The sequence below is a fragment of the Halomonas saccharevitans genome (genome assembly GCF_032333995.1).
GTDB lineage: Bacteria > Pseudomonadota > Gammaproteobacteria > Pseudomonadales > Halomonadaceae > Halomonas > Halomonas saccharevitans.
The window spans coordinates 181988-198884 of sequence record NZ_JAVXUR010000003.1 but is presented as its reverse complement, the minus strand read 5'-3'; the positions used below and the strand labels follow the sequence as shown (position 1 = coordinate 198884).

Here is a 16897-nt window from a genome sequence, read left to right as displayed (position 1 = left end):
CGACGCCTGCCGTCAGGGAGCAGTCACCTCCCTGTCACCCGTCGGCCCACAATGACAGCCGACGGGTAGAGCTCACGACCTGTCGCTGGACGTGTCGTCACTCAGTCCTGGCCGATCTCGTGGTTGGCCAGAGACTCCAGGGCCCGGACCATGCCGGCATGATCCCAGTCGGCGCCATCTTGCGCGGCACAGGCCTGGAACAGCTGCTGGGCGTTGGCGGTGCCGGGCAGTGAGAGGTTGAGGGTGCGCGCGCCTTCGAGTGCCAGGTTCAGGTCCTTCTGGTGCAGCTTGACCTTGAAGCCCGGATCGAAGGTGCGCTTGATCATGCGCTCGCCGTGCACGTCGAGGATCTTCGACTGGGCCAGGCCGCCGAGCAGCGACTCGCGGACCTTGGCCACGTCGGCGCCGGCCTTGGAGGCGAACAGCAGACCCTCGGAGACCGCCTCGATGGTCAAGGCGACGACGATCTGGTTGGCCACCTTGCAGGTCTGGCCGGCGCCGTGTCCACCGATGTGGGTGATGGTCTTGCCCATTACCTCGAGGACCGGCGTGGCGCGCTTGAAGCCCTCTTCGGTGGCACCGACCATGATGGTCAGCGCGGCGTTAATGGCGCCGCCCTCGCCGCCGGAGACCGGGGCGTCGACGTACTCGCCACCCGCCTCATGGACGCGCTTGGCGAACTCCTGGGTGGGGATCGGCGCGATGGAGCTCATGTCGATCACCAGGGTGCCGGGCTTCAGGCCCTCGATCACGCCGCCCTCGCCGAACAGCACGTGCTCGACGTCCGGGGTGTCCGGGACCATGGTGATGATCACCTCGGAGGCCTCGGCGACCGCCTTGGGATCGGCGAGCGCCTGCATGCCCTTGGAGGCCAGGGTCTCGTCCAGGGTACCGCGCTTGACGGTGGTCAGTTCGTGGCCGGCGTCCAGCAGGTGGCCCGCCATGGGACGACCCATGATGCCCAGTCCAATAAATCCGATCTTGCTCATGATATCTCTCCTGTCACTTGCGTGATGCGTCGCATTGTTTCTCGATCTTTCCTGGTGCGAAACGCGTTACGAGCGATGGCAGGTCGGTCGCCGCCGGAGCGGAGGAGCCGGAGTGTACGTCAGTACATGAGGACTCCGAGCACCGCCGGCGATCGAGATGCCGAGCGCAGTCACGTTTCAGCGAACGCCGTCCAGCCAGCCCAGGCCTTCCTGGGTGCCCGCCTTGGGCTTGTACTCGCAGCCGATCCAGCCGTCATAGCCGAGACGATCGAGGTGCGCAAACAGGAAGGGATAGTTGATCTCGCCGGTGCCCGGCTCGTGGCGGCCGGGGTTATCGGCCAGCTGCACGTGGGCGATGCGCGCGAGGTTCGCCTCGATGGTCGGAGCCAGATCCCCTTCCATGATCTGCATGTGATAGATGTCGTACTGCAGCTTCAGGTTGTTCGAGCCCACCTCGTCGAACAGCGCCAGGGCCTGGGCGGTGCGGTTGAGGAAGAAGCCCGGGATGTCGCGGGTGTTGATCGGCTCGGCGATCAGCAGGATGCCCTCGGCCGCGAGCTTCTCGGCGGCGAAGCGCAGGTTCTCGACCAGCGTCTGGCGCGCCTGATCGTCGCTGACGTTTTCGAGCTTGATGCCGGCCAGGCAGTTGACCTGGGTGTTGCCCAGCACCTTGGCGTAGGCGATCGCGCGATCGACGCCCGAGCGGAACTCCTCGACGCGATCCGGATGGCAGGCGATACCGCGCTCACCCGCGCCCCAGTCGCCGGCCGGCAGGTTGAACAGCACCTGGGTCAGGCCGTTGTCGTCGAGACGACGCTTGATATCGGCGGCCTCGAAGTCGTACGGGAAGAGGTACTCCACGCCCTTGAAGCCGGCCTTGGCGGCGGCCTCGAAGCGGTCGAGGAAGTCGACCTCGGTGAACAGCATGCTGAGATTGGCGGCAAACTTGGCCATGTGCATCTCCCTGTCTCTTTTCATGTATTTCAGCGGTCTTTCCGGAGCGCTCGCCGCCGGTCCCCACCGGCGGCGAGCCTCCTGCCCTTCAGCGAAGAGCGGCTCAGCGCAGGGCGGCGATGGAGCTCGGAGCGTCGGCGGGATTCTCGGCCAGCGACTCGAACTCGTTGATGCCACCCAGGTCGGTGCCCATGGAGATGTTGGTCACCTTCTCGAGGATGATCTCGACCATCACCGGCACGCGATGCTCCTTCATCAGCTCACGCGCCTCGGCGAAGGCCGACGCAATCTGATCGGGCTCGGTGACGCGGATCGCCTTGCAGCCCAGGCCCTCGACCACGGAGACATGATCGACGCCGTAGCCGTTGATCTCCGGGCAGTTGATGTTCTCGAAGGCGAGCTGCACCTGGTAGTCCATCTCGAAGCCGCGCTGTGCCTGGCGAATCAGTCCCAGGTAGGAGTTGTTCACCACCACGTGGATGTAGGGCAGGTTGAACTGTGCCCCGACCGCCAGCTCTTCGATCATGAACTGGAAATCATAGTCGCCGGAGAGCGCGACGATATCGGTATCCGGGTCGGCGCGACGCACGCCCAGGGCGGCCGGGATGGTCCAGCCCAGCGGCCCCGCCTGGCCACAGTTGATCCAGTGGCGCGGCTTGTAGACGTGCAGGAACTGCGCGCCGGCGATCTGCGAGAGCCCGATGGTGCTGACGTAGCGGGTGTTCTTGCCGAACGCCTTGTTCATCTCCTCGTAGACGCGCTGCGGCTTGACCGGCACCTCGTCGAAGTGGGTCTTGCGCAGCAGAGTGCGCTTGCGCTCCTGGCACTCTTCGGCCCAGGCGCTGCGATCCTTGAGCTTACCCTCGGCCTGCCACTCGCGGGCCACTTCGATGAACAGCTCGAGCGCCGCCTTGGCGTCGGAGACGATGCCATAGTCGGGGCCGAAGATGCGCCCGATCTGGGTCGGCTCGATGTCCACGTGAACGAACTTGCGATCCTTGGTGTAGGTCTCGAGCGTGCCGGTGTGGCGGTTGGCCCAGCGGTTGCCGATGCCCATCACGAAGTCGGACTCGAGCATGGTCGCGTTGCCGTAGCGGTGCGAGGTCTGCAGGCCGACCATGCCTGCCATCAGGCGGTGATCGTCGGGAATGGTGCCCCAGCCCATCAGGGTCGGAATCACCGGCACCCCGGTCAGCTCGGCGAACTCGGTGAGCTGGTCGGCGGCATCGGCGTTGATGATGCCGCCCCCGGCCACCAGCAGCGGCTTGTCGGCCTCGTTGAGCATGCCCAGCGCCTTCTCCACCTGGGCGCGGCTGGCGGCCGGCTTGTAGGCGGGGAGCGGCTCATAGGTGTCCGGATCGAACTCGATCTCGGTCATCTGCACGTCGATGGGCAGATCGAGCAGCACCGGGCCCGGACGCGAGCTGCGCATCAGCTGGAAGGCCTGCTGGAAGGCGCGCGGCACCTGGGCGGCCTCCAGCACGGTGACGGCCCACTTGGTGACCGGACCGGCGATGGCCTGGATGTCGACCGCCTGGAAGTCTTCCTTGTGCAGCTTGCCGGTCGGTGCCTGGCCGGTGATGCACAGGATCGGGATGGAGTCCGCCGAGGCAGAGTAGAGACCGGTGATCATGTCGGTGCCGGCCGGGCCGGAGGTACCGATGCACACGCCGATGTTGCCCGGCTGGGTGCGAGTATAGCCCTCGGCCATGTGCGAGGCGCCTTCGACATGGCGCGCCAGCACGTGATCGACGCCTCCGACCTTGCGCATCGCGGCGTAGAAGGGGTTGATGGCGGCGCCGGGCACCCCGAAGGCGACATCGACGCCCTCCTTGCGCAGCACGTGAATGGCAGCTTCCGCGGCGGTCATGCGAGCCATGACGATTCCTCCAGTGGCGGGTTTTATTCTTTGGAAAATATTTCTGTATACAGAGACTAGGCGCCACTCCCGGGGTCCGTCAAGATTTTCTGGAAAACATTTCCAGCTTATTTTTCGCCGAAAAAACTCGTTTATATATCAGGTGGTTGTCGAGATATAAAATGCTCACCGCGGCAATGGCATGCCGCTTCATCATCCGCGCCGCACCGACGACTGTCGGCACAGGCTTCCGATTTATGTATGCAATCCTTCGGCATTGTGGCGACAGATCGCGCCCGACGTCAGCGTGGCACGGCGTTTCGCGGGGGTAGCGAGGGTGGCGATGGCGTAGCCCGACCGGGGGTCAGGGCGACGGCGCGAGGTCTCGACAGGGCTCCAGGGCCAGATCGACGAAGGCGCGCGCCGCGGCGGTGCGATAGGCACCCCGGCGCTGCAGCAGAACGGCCGTGCGAAAGAAGGAGGACGGCTCGAGGGCCAGGGCCAGCAAGTCGTCGTGTTGCCGGACGATCGGCTCCGGCAGCAGGGTCGCCAGAGACGTTCGGCGCACGATCTCGACCACCGCGCTGATCGAGTTGGCCTCCATCATCACCCGGGGATAGACGCCGTGCTGGCGGCAGTAGCGATCGATGCGCTCGCGGGTGGCGAACTCGTCATCGAGCAGGATCATCGGCTGGGCGTCGAGCCGGGCGAGCGCCACGCGCGCCTGCCCGGCCAGTGGATGCTCCCGCCCCACCCCCAGGGTCAGCGTCTCGACGAGCAACTCGGTCGCCTCGAGATCCGCGGAGTGCACCTCGTCGAAGGCGATCCCCACGTCGATCCGGTCGTCGTTGATCAGCTCCTCCATGCGCTCCTGAGACATCTCGCCGACGCTCAGCGTGATCTCGGGATAGCGCGCGTGGAAGGCGGCGACGAGCGGGCCCACCAGGTAGGCGGTGAAGGTCGGCGTGATCGCGAGGCGCAGGCTGCCCTCGCTGAGGTCGCCGACGTCGTGGATGGCGCGCTCGCCCGCCTCCAGATCCTTAAGGGCGAGCCGGGCGAAGCGCGCGTAGACCTCGCCGGCATCGGTCAGGCGGATCGCGCGCCCGGAGCGGTCGAACAGCGGCGCCCCCAGCCGCTCCTCGAGCTGCTTGATCTGCTGAGAGAGCGCCGGCTGGGAGACGTGCAGGGCGGCGGCCGCCCGGGTGAAGCCGCGGTGCTCGGCGACGGCGAGGAAGTAGTGGATATGACGCAGCAGCATGCCTGATCACCATAATTGAGACTTATGGCGATCATTGTACATGGGTCTTTTACCTTATCGGGAGGCGGGCGTAGATTTCCCTGCATCGCAACGACGCAGACGGAGCCCACCATGCAGGACATCATCGACGGTTTCTTGACCTTTCAGCGCGACGCCTTTCCCAAGCGCGCCGCCCTGTTCCAGGATCTGGCCTCCCGACAGGCGCCCCGGGCGCTGTTCATCTCCTGCTCCGACAGCCGCCTGGTCCCGGAGCTGGTCACCCAGCGCGAGCCCGGCGACCTGTTCGTGATCCGCAACGCCGGCAACATCGTGCCCTCCTATGGCCCGGAGCCCGGCGGCGTCTCCGCCGCGGTGGAGTATGCGGTGACGGCCCTGGGCGTGGCCGACATCGTGATCTGCGGCCACTCCGACTGCGGCGCCATGACGGCCATCGCCAGCTGCCAGTGCATGGAGCACATGCCCGCCGTCGACAAGTGGCTGCGCTACGCCGACTCCGCGCGGATCGTCAACCGGGCACGCCACTACGACAGCGAGCGTGAACGCGTCGATGGCCTGGTCCGCGAGAACGTGATCGCCCAGCTGGCCAACATCAAGACGCATCCCTCGGTGCGCTTCGCCCTCGATGAGGGACGCCTGGCCCTGCACGGCTGGGTCTACGACATCGCCTCGGGCCAGATCGACGCCCTCGACGCCCGCACCAACACCTTCGTTTCCCTCGCGGACCACACCACGGCCCGCGCCACCCCCGAGCAGCTGCCCGCAGCTGTCTGATCACCCAAGGAGATACCATCATGCTGCAATCCCAGAACCGCCAGGCCGCCCGTCAGGCACTGACCGACCGCGCGCTGATCGCCAAGGCCAGGAAGGACCTGTCGTTCGCCGAGATCACCGCGGGCACCGGCCTGAGCAAGGCCTTTGTCACCGCCGCGCTGCTGGGCCAGCACCCCCTGCCCGCCGAGGCCGCCGAGGTCGTGGGCAAGACCCTCGAGCTCGACGCCGACGACGTGGCGCTGCTGCAGACGATCCCGCTGCGCGGCAGCCTCGAGGAAGCCATCCCCAGCGATCCGACCGTCTACCGCTTCTACGAGATGATTCAGGTCTACGGCACGACCCTCAAGGCCCTGGTGCACGAGGAGTTCGGCGACGGCATCATCAGCGCCATCAACTTCAAGCTCGACGTGAAGAAGGTGGAAGACCCCGAGGGCGGCTCCCGCGCGGTGATCACCCTCGACGGCAAGTTCCTGCCCTACAAGCCGTTCTGAGCGGCCTCCCCTCTCACAAGAGACTCACAAGAGACTCCAGAGCGACGCCCAGCGACTCCCGAGCCAGCGCCAGGCGGCGGTGGCTCGGATCGCGAAGGCTCGAGAGGGCGAGATTCGAGAGGGAAAGACACAGCATGACGCGACGAACCGCGGCGCCTTCGAGGCGCCGCGGTTCGTCGCGTCCAGGCGGCTCGAGGTCAGGCTAGTCGAGATCCAGCACGGCCTCGCCGATGCCGGCGAAGGCGAGCCTTGCCCGCTGGCCGGCGCGCATCTCCACCACGCCGTTGAAGGTGCCGGTGGTGATCACCTCGCCGGCCGCGATGCCCTGCCCCGTGGCCGCCATGTGGTCGTTGATCATCTCCACCAGCAGCCGCGCCGGGTCGCCGCCCGGGTGGCCGCCCTGGCCGTCGAGCACCGTTTCGCCGTCGAGCTCGAGGCGGTAGGCGGCGTCGCGCATCTGACGAAGGTCCCCCGCCGGCGCCGCCTCACCCAGCGCGAAGGCGCCGTGGCTGAGCCCGTCGGCCAGCTGCCAGAGCGCCGGCACCGCCGGCCACTCGACGAAGCGGCTGTCGACCAGCTCGATGGCCGCGTGCAGGCTCGCGACGCGGGGGGCGACCTCGTCGAGCCGGTAGGGCATCTCGCGAAAAGGCAGGGCCTCGCCCATCACCACGGCGAGCTCCGGCTCCAGGAAGACGCGATGGAAGACGTCACGCGAGAAGCGCGCCGGCGAGACCTGGCTCCACTCGGCGAACAGCCGCGAGTAGCGCGGCGTCTCGTCCGGCACGATACCGCCGAGCTTCCAGCCGCTGGGCGTGCCCAGCGCGGCCGACACCCGCGACTGCACGGCATAGGCCGTGCGCTCATCCGCAAGCGCCAGGTCGGTCGGCACCGGGATCATCGCTCCGGGGGGATAGGCCGCCAGCAGGCGCTTGGCGGCGCGGTCGATCCGCTCGTCGATTCGCTCTTGCTGCGCCATCCTCAGAACCCCTTCGCCTGGCCACGCGGCCGAGCGGGCGTGGGCTTGTCGCAGGTCAGGAAGCGACCGTGGCCGGCCGGCGCGGTGAAGGCGCCGTCCCGGTAGACCGCCCGGCCGCGGGACAGCGTCAGCACCGGCTTGCCGGTGAGTTCCACGCCCTCGTAGGGGGTGTAGTCAACGGCATGGTGCAGGTCGGCGTTGCGGATGGTGGAGCGAGCGGCGGGATCCCACAGCGTCAGGTCGGCGTCGCTGCCGATGGCGATGGTGCCCTTCTGCGGATAGAGGCCGTAGATCTTGGCCGGGTTGGTCGCGGTCAGGGCCACGAAGCGCGTCGGGTCGATGCGCTCCTTGACCACCCCCTCGGAGAACAGGATCGAGAGGCGCGTCTCGAGCCCCGGGATGCCGTTGGGGATGTGCTCGAAGCTCGCCGACTCGCCGTGCAGCTTCTTGCCCTGGGGGTCGTCGAAGCGAAACGGCGCGTGGTCCGAGGAGAACACCTGGAAGACACCGCTCTCCAGCGCCTGCCACACCGCCTCCTGGGCCGCCGCGTCGCGGGGCGGCGGGCTGCACACGCACTTGGCGCCCTCGAAGCCCTCCTGGTCCAGATCGGCGGCGGTCAGCATCAGGTACTGGGGGCAGGTCTCGCCGTAGACGCGCAGCCCGCGCCCCTGGGCCCAGCGGATCTGCTCGATCGCCTCGGGACCGGAGACATGCACGATCAACAGCGGCACGTCGATCAGCTCGGCCAGCGAGATGGCCCGGTGGGTGGCCTCGCGCTCGGCGATCGCCGAGTGCGCCACGCCGTGGTAGTAGGGCGAGGTCTGGCCCTGAGCCTCGAGCAGCTCGGTCAGGTAGGCGATGCAGTCGGCGTTCTCGGCGTGGACCATGACCATGCCGCCCTCGCGGCGGGCCATGGCCAGCACGTTGAGCACCTCACGATCGTTGAGCTTCAGGTCGTCGTAGGTCAGGTAGATCTTGAAGGAGCTGTAGCCCTCGTTGATCAGCGCCGGCAGCTCCTCCTTGAGCACCGTCTCGGTGGGGTCCGTGACGATCATGTGGAAGGCGTAGTCGATGAAGGCCTTGCCGTCGCTGCGCCGGTGATAGTCCTCCACAGCGGCGCGCAGGCTCTGGCCCTTCTGCTGGGCTGCGAAGGGAATCACCGTGGTGGTGCCGCCACAGGCCGCCGAGCGGGTGCCGGTCAGGAAGTCGTCGGCCATCACCGCGCCGTCGCCGAGCGGCTGGTCGAGGTGGCAGTGGGCGTCGATGCCGCCGGGCATCACCCAGAGCCCCTGGGCGTCGATGATCTCGTCGGCCTCACCCAGTTCATGGCCCAGGGCGACGATACGCCCGCCCTTGATGCCGATGTCGGCCGTGTAGCGGTCGGCCGCGGTGATCAGCTGGCCGTTCTTGATGATGGTGTCGAAGCGTGACATGTCGCGTGCCTCGTCTGAAGTGTCGGAATGAGCCGGCGCAGAGGCCGACCGGAGCGAATCAGGAATCCTTCCACGGTCCTCGATCGTGATGCGCCTGTCCGGCGGCAAGCTTCGCGAGAGCGCTGTAAACCCTTCCCTGGGCGCTACTTTTGCCATCCATGGCAAAAGACCCTCGCGTCGCCTTGCCCCCGGCGCCCGTCAACGTCGAGCGTTAGGAAAGGCCAAAATGGCCATCGGGCATGTCCTAGCCCATGGCCTCGGGCAGCCACAGCACCAGGCCCGGCCAGATGATGATCAGCGCCACGAAGGCCAGCATGATGGCGAGGAACGGCAGGCTGCCGATCATCACGTCGGAGATCGAGCCGCGTCCGCGCACTCCCTGCACCACGTAGAGGTTCATGCCGATGGGCGGGGTGATCAGCGAGATCTCCATCATGATCACCAGGAAGATGCCGAACCACACCGGGTCGAAGCCGAACTGCACCACCATCGGCACCACGATGGGCACGGTGGCGATCATCATCGACAGCGTCTCGAGGAAGCAGCCCAGCACCAGGTAGAAGATCACCAGCGCGAGGATCAGCCCCAGCGGCGAGAGCCCCAGGTCGGCGACCCACTGGGTCAGGGTATGGGGGATGCCGAGGATGCCGACGATGTAGTTGAGGAAGAAGGCCGCCACGATGATCAGCATGATCATCGCCGTGGTCCGCGCCATCGACAGGAAGCACTCGTGGAGCATGGTGAGCGTCAGCTTGCGATTGATCGCGGCCAGCAGCAGCGCGGCGACCACGCCGAGCGCCGCGGCCTCGGTGGGCGTGGCCCAGCCGCTGTAGATGCTGCCGATGACGATGGCGAAGACGAAGGCCGGCGGCAGCAGGTCCACCAGCGAGGCCAGGCGCGCACGCAGCGGCACCCTGGGCTCGCGCTCGCCGGCCACTTCGGGGCGCAGCAGGCTGAAGGCCATGATCGCCAGCATGAAGGCCCCGGCCAGCGCCAGCCCCGGCAGGATGCCGGCGATGAACAGCTTGCCGATGGAGGTGTTGGTGATCGCGCCGTAGATGATCATGTTGATGCTGGGCGGAATCAGGATGCCCAGCGTTGCCCCGGCGGCCAGGGTACCCAGCGCCAGGCGCTCGCTGTAGCCCCGCTCGGCGAAGGCCGGCAGCGCCACGGTGCCGATGGTGGCGGCGGTGGCGACCGACGAGCCGGACATGGCGGCGAACACCGAGGAGGCGCCGATGTTGGTGTGCAAGAGCCCGCCGGGCATGCGGTTGAGCCACACCGACAGGGCGCTGTACATCCGCTCGGTGATGCCGCTGCGCAGCAGCAGCTCGCCGAGCAGGATAAACAGCGGGATGGCGGTGAGGATGAAGTCGTTGAGGGTGCCCCACAGGGTGTCGCCGAAGGAGTAGAGCAGCGGCGTGCCCAGATACATCAGGGTACCCAGGGCGGCGACCGAGAAGATCGCCACCGCCACGTGAATGCCGGCCGCCATCATGCCGAGCATGATGCCAAAGCCGATCAGGACCTCGAATGCGCCGATCATGTCGCGTCTCCCTGAGTGGCGGGGGTAGCGGTCGTGGACACGCTGTCGCCGTAGTCCCGCTGGGCCTCGTCCAGCTCATCCTGGGCGCTGCGCGGACCGTAATCCCGGTTGAGCGCACGCACGCGGCCGGTGACCAGCTGCGCCAGGGCGTGCAGCGCCAGCAGGCTGGTGAGCAGGGCGAAGACCCCCAGGCCGATCACCCACAGGCTCTGGGGAATCCATAGCGGGGTCTGCAGCGGCGTGCTGGCCAGGCTGCCGAACTCCAGGGTCTCGTGGAGGGTCTCGATCGCCCGCCACAGCATGAACAGCGAGAAGGCGGCGAGCATCAGCATCGCCGCGACGTTGAGCGGCGCCTGCAGCACGGCCGGCAGCCGCGCCATCAGCACGTCGACCCGGGTATGGGCGCGGTGCAGCAGGGCGTAGGCGAAGCTGAACGAGACGCCGATCGCCAGCACGTAGCCGCCGATCTCGTCGACACCCTGCAGGGAGAAGTTGAACAGCTTGCGCGCGATCACCTCGAAGGTGATCAGAAGCGACAGGCCCAGCGCGGCATAGCCGGCGGCCACGGCGGCGCCGTGGGCCAGGCTGCGGGCGAGCCAGTAGGGATTCCGGGGTAGCATCGGGCACCTCCAGGGGCGCCCCGGCCGCGGCCGGGGCGTGGGTTGACGACGCTTACTGGATGCTCAGGCCGGCGGCCTCACCCACGGTGCGATTCCAGACCGCGGCGCAGTCGTCGTACTGCTTGCTGCAGGTCTCGGCCCACACCGGCAGCACCGCCTCGCTGGTGATCTGCTCGACGAGTTCGCGAGAGCTCGGATCGATCTCCACCAGGTCCATGTCGTAGGCCTCGTGGTTGGTGCAGCTCTCCTGGCCGGTGTTGCAGGCGATGGCGTCGTCGTTGACCTCGGAGGCCAGTCCCCACATCTGCGCTTCCAGGCGCGCGAAGGCCTCGGTGAGTTCACGCTGCTGCTCCTCGCTGAAGCCGTTCCAGGTGTCGAGGTTCATGAAGTGACCCTGCACCGAGTAGGCCAGCGGCAGCGGCACGAAGGTGTCGGTGACCTCCGGCCACTTGCCGTTATTACCGGCGGAGGGCGCGGTCACGCCGCAGTCGGCCACGCCGCGCTGCAGGGCCAGGTAGACCTCGCTGAACTGCAGCGTCACCGGGATGGCGCCAAGGCCTTCCACCAGGCGTGACATGGAGGGGGTGAAGACGCGCACCTTCTTGCCGGCGAGGTCCTCGACGCCGTCGATGTCGCCGTTGCAGAACATCATCTGCGGGCCGAAGGGCCACAGCGTCATCAGCTTGGCATTGAAGCGCTCCTGCAGGCGCGCATCGAACGCCTCACGCACCGCATCGACCGCCTCGCCCTGGGCATCCAGGCTCGGCGACACGCCGGCCAGGTCGATACCCTCGAAGAACGGCTCGTCCCGGGAGGCCATGCCGATCTGCACCGACATCACGTCGAAGGCGCCGGAGCGAATCAGGCGCAGGGCATCGGCCGCCTCGACGCCGATGGCATCCATGGGGTTGTAGACGACCGCCAGGTCGTCCCGGGCATTCAGCTCGTTGAAGAAGGGCCGCTCGACCTGCTCGACGTGCAGCTTGTTGCCGGAGAAGTTGCCCACGGTTCGCAGCATGGTCTCGGCCTGGGCCAGGCCGCCGATCAGCAGGCCGCCGGCCATCGATACGCCGAGTGCGATCTGTTTGGGGGTCATGGTTGGCATTGGGTCACCTCGTGATTGGGATTATTGGTGGTGGTCTTGCCGTTGATGTCGGGGAGCGTTGCCGAACTCAGGCCGTCAGGCGCGGATCCTGGAACAGCCCTCCCCAGCCGGTGATGCGAGCGGGATCGATCCCGGCCAGGGCCAGCGTCTTCCACACGGTGACGCTGACCGAGTCGTAGATGGGAATGCCGAGCTCGCGCTCGAGCTCGGGCACGATGCCGGCGCCACGCAGGTTGGTGCAGAGGATCGTGATGGCCTGGGGCTTCGCCTTGGCCACCTCGCGCACCATCTCGGTCAGGGTGGCCTCGTCATACTCGGAGAAGGAGAAGTTGCCGCGATCGTTGAGGTGGCGCTCGGCGACCACCTCGATCCCCTCGGATCGATAGTTGGCGACGATCGCCTCCTGAATGCCGTCGAGATAGGGCGTCACCAGCCCGAGCCGGGTCACCCCGGTGCGCTCGAGCGCCTCGTTGAGCGCCAGCACGCTGGTGGTCGCCGGCGCGCCGGTCACCTCGGTGATGGCGGCGCACAGCCGGCGGTCGGCCTCGAAGCCCAGCCAGCTCGCCGAGGTGCCGTTCCAGGCGATGACGTCCATGCGGGCGTCGTTGAGCAGGCCGGCGGCCTCGAGCAGCGGGGCCGGGTCGAACTGCGCCAGCGCCTGGTCGCTCAGGGAGATCTCCTTGACCGTGAAGCGCTGGAAGTGGGCGGTCACCTCGGGCATCAGCTCGCCGAGCAGGGCCGCGGTATAGGGCTCCAGCACGGTATTCGAGGAGGGAGTGAGCATCCCGATCAGGGTGCGTGACATGGGCAGGATCCTTGTTCTTGTCGGCGTTCGTGTTGGCGTTGTTATTGGACGCGCTTATCGGGCTTTTGGCGTGCTCTGAATTTTGAATTCAAAATACAGCATGCAAAGACTCGCACAAGATCCAGATTTTGCAAGTACACTTTTCGGCAACCGGCGACGCGGGTTCGCGTCGCCTCCCAACAGGAGACGTCCATGGACGACACCGCAGATGTGAACGCCCCCGAGGCCCTCGCCGGCTCGGCGCCGCTGCGCCGCCTGTCGCTCTACGAGGTGGTGGCCGAGCAGCTTCGCGAGATGGTGCTGGAGGGTGAGCTGACGCCGGGCAGCCGGATCTCCGAGAAGCGCCTCTGCGAGTCCTTCGAGGTCTCGCGCACCCCGCTGCGCGAGGCCCTCAAGGTGCTGGCCAACGAGGGGCTCGTGGAGCTGCTGCCCAATCGCGGCGCCAAGGTGACCGAGGTGGATCCCCGGGAGGTGGCCGACCTGTTCGAGGTGATGGTGGAGCTGGAGGCGCTGTCCGGGCAGCTGCTGGCGCGGCGCGCCAGCGACGCCGAGATCGCCGAGCTGCGCACGCTGCACCGGCAGATGCTGGATCACTATCAGCGCCAGGAGCGGGCCGAGTATTTCCGCCTCAACCAGCGGATCCATCGCCGGCTGGCCGAGATCTCGGGCAACGGCGTGCTGCTCGAGCTCGAGACCGCGCTCACCCTCAAGATCACCCGCGCCCGCTACGCGGCCAACATGAAGCTCGGTCGCTGGGACGAGTCGGCCCGCGAGCACGAGCGCATCCTCGACGCCCTGGAGCGCCGCGACGGCGAGGCCCTGGCCTGCGCCATGCGCGACCACATGCGCAAGACGGGCGACGCGGTGCTCGAGGGCCTGGCATCGCGCTGAGCCCTGCCGGCGCTGGCCGGCCGCTGCCTAGCGCCGGCTGGGCCATCTCCCTCCTCGCCCCTTCGCCCTCTCGATCCATCGCCCAGAGGGCCGACTGGAGCCGAGTGCCCTCTCGGCGAGTGATGCGATCGCATGCCCACATGCACCCAGCCGCTTACCTGCTCGGCATTTGTAAAAATACAATCTTATGATTTTATTGAATAATTAAAAAAACCGTATTCTGTATTTTGAATTTTTAGAAACGCTGACCTATGGTTTCCCTGAAGCGTTGGCTTGCCCCTGGGCGCCCCCCGCTTCCTCCTCACTTGCCGCGAAGGATTTTCGGATGACAACAACAACGCGCACCATTCGTTACACCACCCCTCTGCTGTTGGCCCTGGGCCTCGGCGCGCCGCTGATGGCCGGCGCCGACACCCTGCGCTTCGGTGGCAACTTCACCGACGATCACTCCAGCAGCCGCGCCATGGAGATCTTCCAGGAGCAGCTCGCCGAGCGTACCGACGGCGACCTGACCGCCCAACTGTTCCCCAACATGCAGCTAGGCGGCGCCGGTGAGAACGTCGACCAGGTGAACTCGGGCGCCATCATGGGCACCTGGATCGGCATCTCCTACCTGTCGCGCACCGTGCCCGAGCTCGAGGCGCTGAGCCTGCCCTTCGCCTTCGACAGCCGCGAGGACGCCTTCGCGCTGATCGACGGCGAGGTCGGCGAGCTGCTCGACGAGAAGCTCGCCGAGGCCGGTTTCACGGCACTCGGCTACATGGAGCTCGGCTTCCGCCATGTCACCAACAGCGTCCACCCCCTCGAGACCGTGGAGGACTTCCAGGACCTCAAGATCCGCCTGCAGCCCAACCAGACCCACCTGGACACCTTCCGGGCCATCGGCGCCAACCCGGTCTCCATGGACATCAACGAGGTCTACGGGGCCCTCCAGCAGGGCGTGCTCGACGGCCAGGAGAACCCCTACAGCATCATCAGCACCAAGCGCCTCGACGAGGTGCAGAGTTATCTCTCCGATACCGGCCACTTCTACGACTACATCGTGGTGGTCGCCAATCGCGACAAGTTCGAGGGACTGAGCGAGGACGAGCAGCAGGCGGTGAACGAGGCGATGGCCGAGGCGGTGGCCTGGCAGCGCGAGACCGCCGCCGAAGAGGACACGGCGGCCCGCGAGACGCTGATCGAGCGCGGCATGCAGTTCACCCCGATCAGCGACGAGACCCGCAGCGCGCTGCGTGACGCCAGCCAGGGCGTGGTCGATGACCTGCGCGACAAGATCGGCGCGGAGATCGTTGACCGGGTGCTCGAGGAGCTGGGGTCATGACACCCGCCTGGCACCGGCTGGAGGCGCATGCCTCCAGCCCGCTCACCCGCCATTTCCTGCACGGCCTGGCGCTGCTGGATCGCAGCTCCTATTTCGCCATCCTGCTGGCCATGACGCTGATGACCGTGCTGGTCTCGTCCCAGGTGTTCGCCCGCTACGTGCTCGGCACCTCCATCGACTCCGCCGATGAGCTGTCGCGCCTGTGCTTCGTGTGGGCGATCTTCCTGGCCATTCCCCACGGCATCAAGGTCGGCATCCACGTCGGCATCGACGCCCTGGTGAGCCTGCTGCCGAAGAGCGTGCGGGACTCGCTGGCGCGCCTGATGGCGCTGGTCGGCGCCATGCTGATGGCGGTGCTGGCCTGGATCAGCCTCGGCGCGGTGGCCGACAAGTGGCAGGAGATGATGCCGACCCTGCCGATCACCGCCGCCGTCTTCTACATCGCCGTGCTGGTCTGTGCCGTCCACTGCTGCCTGCACCTGATCGCCCAGGCCTGCCGGCTGGAGCCGCTGCCAAGCGCCCCGCCGGAGCGTCAAGGAGGGAGCGCCTCATGACCCCCGCCATCATCTTCACCTTCCTGGGCTTCGCCCTGCTGCGCATGCCGCTGGCCTTCGCCCTGGGCCTGGCCTCGCTGGTCGGCCTCTACGTCGGCGGCATGGACTTCTCGGTGATGCCCCAGCGCATGATGCACTCGGTCAACAGCTTCCCGCTGATGGCCATCCCGCTGTTCATGCTGGCCGGCGAGCTGATGGTCGCCGCCGGCATCCTGCAGCGGCTGGTCGACTTCGCCAATTCGCTGATCGGGCGCGTCCACGGCGGCCTGGCCCACGTCGCCATCGTCGCCGGCATGGTGCTGGCCGCGGTCAGCGGCGCCGCAGTGGCCAGCGCCAGCGCCCTGGGCAGCTCGCTGGTGCCCTCCATGCGCCAGCAGTACGACACCGGCTACAGCAGCGCCGTGGTGGCCTCGGCCGCCAACCTGGGCGCCATCATTCCGCCCAGTAACGCCATGATCATCTACGCCCTGATGGCCGGCTCCTCGGTCTCGGTGGGCGGGCTGTTTATGGCAGGAGTCATACCCGGTGTGATTCTTGCTGTGGGCTTTATGGGCCTGGCCAGCTTCCTGTCGATGCGCCGCGGCTATCCGCTGGTCGGCGGCGTGGTGGGGCTGCGCCACGTGCTGGTGCAGACCTGGCGCGCCCTGCCGATCCTGCTGATGCCCATCGTGGTGGTCGGCGGCATCGTCGCCGGCGCCTTCACTCCTACCGAGGGGGCCGCCATCGCCGTGGTCTATGCGCTGCTGATCGGCTTCTTCGTGACTCGCCAGCTGCGCCTCTCCGACCTGCCCAAGGCGATGTTCAACGCCGCGGTGACCGCCGCCATGGTGGGCGCGCTGATCGCCTTCGCCTCGACCATGACCTTCGCCTTCACCATCGACCTGATCCCGATGCAGCTCACCAACTGGATCCAGGGGCTCACCTCCGACCCGCTGATGTTCCTGCTGCTGGTCATGGCGCTGCTGATCGGCGTGGGCATGTTCATCGAATCCAACGCCGCCTACATCATGCTGGTCCCGCTGCTGGCCCCCATCGCGCTGGCCTATGGCGTCGACCCGCTGCTGTTCGGCTTCCTGTTCGTGATGAACCTGGTGGTCGGCATGATGACGCCGCCGGTGGGCGTGCTGCTGTTCGTGATGTGCGGCATCTCCAACCTCAGCCTCAACGAGCTGATGAAGAGCGCCTGGCCGTTCATCCTCTTCCAATACGCCGTGCTGATCGCCTGCATCGCCTTCCCCGGCATCGTCACCTGGCTGCCCCGCGCCATGGGCTACTGACGACCACTCGACCATAACGAGAGTCCCGCGCCCCGCCCTCACGGG

16 protein-coding genes are annotated in these 16897 nt (G+C 67.1%); 6 read left to right on the top strand and 10 right to left on the bottom strand.

Annotation, left to right across the window (positions count from 1 at the left end; genetic code table 11):
- Positions 1-101: 101 nt before the first annotated feature.
- The 4 genes from RSO68_RS08955 to cynR all read right to left on the bottom strand — a co-directional run bounded on the left by RSO68_RS08955 (position 102) and on the right by cynR (position 5059).
- Positions 102-989, bottom strand: a complete 888-nt coding sequence (locus tag RSO68_RS08955; protein ID WP_315586338.1) for a 2-hydroxy-3-oxopropionate reductase — start codon at positions 987-989, stop codon at positions 102-104.
- Positions 990-1166: 177 nt separating this feature from the next.
- Positions 1167-1943: a hydroxypyruvate isomerase gene (gene hyi, locus RSO68_RS08950; protein WP_315586337.1), complete on the bottom strand. Its 777-nt coding sequence runs from the start codon at positions 1941-1943 to the stop codon at positions 1167-1169.
- Between the two features lie 103 nt (positions 1944-2046).
- Positions 2047-3822, bottom strand: a complete 1776-nt coding sequence (gene gcl, locus RSO68_RS08945; RefSeq protein ID WP_089846847.1) for a glyoxylate carboligase — start codon at positions 3820-3822, stop codon at positions 2047-2049.
- A 343-nt stretch (positions 3823-4165) separates the two neighbouring features.
- Positions 4166-5059 carry a transcriptional regulator CynR gene (gene cynR / locus RSO68_RS08940; RefSeq protein ID WP_315586336.1) on the bottom strand — a complete coding sequence of 298 codons (894 nt, stop codon included), beginning with the start codon at positions 5057-5059 and terminating at the stop codon, positions 4166-4168.
- 111 nt (positions 5060-5170) lie between these two features.
- Here cynR and RSO68_RS08935 point away from each other — a divergent pair, with 111 nt between their 5' ends.
- Entirely contained in the window at positions 5171-5830 is a 660-nt protein-coding gene (locus RSO68_RS08935) for a carbonic anhydrase (protein WP_315586335.1), read from the top strand.
- Positions 5831-5850: 20 nt separating this feature from the next.
- Positions 5851-6321 (top strand): cyanase, encoded by a 471-nt coding sequence (gene cynS / locus RSO68_RS08930; protein WP_315586334.1) that lies wholly within the window; start codon positions 5851-5853, stop codon positions 6319-6321.
- Positions 6322-6523: 202 nt separating this feature from the next.
- On the opposite strand, the gene RSO68_RS08925 is transcribed toward cynS, so the two are convergent.
- The 6 genes from RSO68_RS08925 to RSO68_RS08900 all read right to left on the bottom strand — a co-directional run bounded on the left by RSO68_RS08925 (position 6524) and on the right by RSO68_RS08900 (position 12806).
- A complete protein-coding gene (locus RSO68_RS08925; protein ID WP_315586333.1) occupies positions 6524-7297 on the bottom strand; it encodes a 2-keto-4-pentenoate hydratase in 774 nt (257 codons plus the stop codon).
- A 2-nt stretch (positions 7298-7299) separates the two neighbouring features.
- A complete protein-coding gene (gene hydA / locus RSO68_RS08920) occupies positions 7300-8730 on the bottom strand; it encodes a dihydropyrimidinase (RefSeq protein ID WP_315586332.1) in 1431 nt (476 codons plus the stop codon).
- Positions 8731-8974: 244 nt separating this feature from the next.
- On the bottom strand, positions 8975-10276 hold the full coding sequence (locus RSO68_RS08915; RefSeq protein WP_315586331.1) for a TRAP transporter large permease: 1302 nt from the start codon (positions 10274-10276) through the stop codon (positions 8975-8977).
- Positions 10273-10896, bottom strand: a complete 624-nt coding sequence (locus RSO68_RS08910; RefSeq protein ID WP_315586330.1) for a TRAP transporter small permease subunit — start codon at positions 10894-10896, stop codon at positions 10273-10275. Before RSO68_RS08910 ends, RSO68_RS08915 begins: the two co-directional genes overlap by 4 nt.
- 52 nt (positions 10897-10948) lie before the next feature.
- Positions 10949-11992, bottom strand: coding sequence for a TRAP transporter substrate-binding protein (locus RSO68_RS08905; protein ID WP_315586329.1), 1044 nt, complete (start codon positions 11990-11992; stop codon positions 10949-10951).
- Between the two features lie 76 nt (positions 11993-12068).
- Positions 12069-12806 (bottom strand): maleate cis-trans isomerase family protein, encoded by a 738-nt coding sequence (locus RSO68_RS08900; RefSeq protein WP_315586328.1) that lies wholly within the window; start codon positions 12804-12806, stop codon positions 12069-12071.
- 192 nt (positions 12807-12998) lie between these two features.
- Here RSO68_RS08900 and RSO68_RS08895 point away from each other — a divergent pair, with 192 nt between their 5' ends.
- The 4 genes from RSO68_RS08895 (at position 12999) to RSO68_RS08880 (ending at position 16852) form a co-directional block, all read left to right on the top strand.
- Positions 12999-13697 carry a GntR family transcriptional regulator gene (locus RSO68_RS08895; RefSeq protein ID WP_315586327.1) on the top strand — a complete coding sequence of 233 codons (699 nt, stop codon included), beginning with the start codon at positions 12999-13001 and terminating at the stop codon, positions 13695-13697.
- Positions 13698-14022: 325 nt separating this feature from the next.
- Entirely contained in the window at positions 14023-15021 is a 999-nt protein-coding gene (locus tag RSO68_RS08890) for a TRAP transporter substrate-binding protein (protein ID WP_315586326.1), read from the top strand.
- Positions 15018-15575, top strand: a complete 558-nt coding sequence (locus RSO68_RS08885; RefSeq protein WP_315586325.1) for a TRAP transporter small permease — start codon at positions 15018-15020, stop codon at positions 15573-15575. Before RSO68_RS08890 ends, RSO68_RS08885 begins: the two co-directional genes overlap by 4 nt.
- On the top strand, positions 15572-16852 hold the full coding sequence (locus RSO68_RS08880) for a TRAP transporter large permease (protein ID WP_315586324.1): 1281 nt from the start codon (positions 15572-15574) through the stop codon (positions 16850-16852). Before RSO68_RS08885 ends, RSO68_RS08880 begins: the two co-directional genes overlap by 4 nt.
- Positions 16853-16897 lie beyond the last annotated feature (45 nt).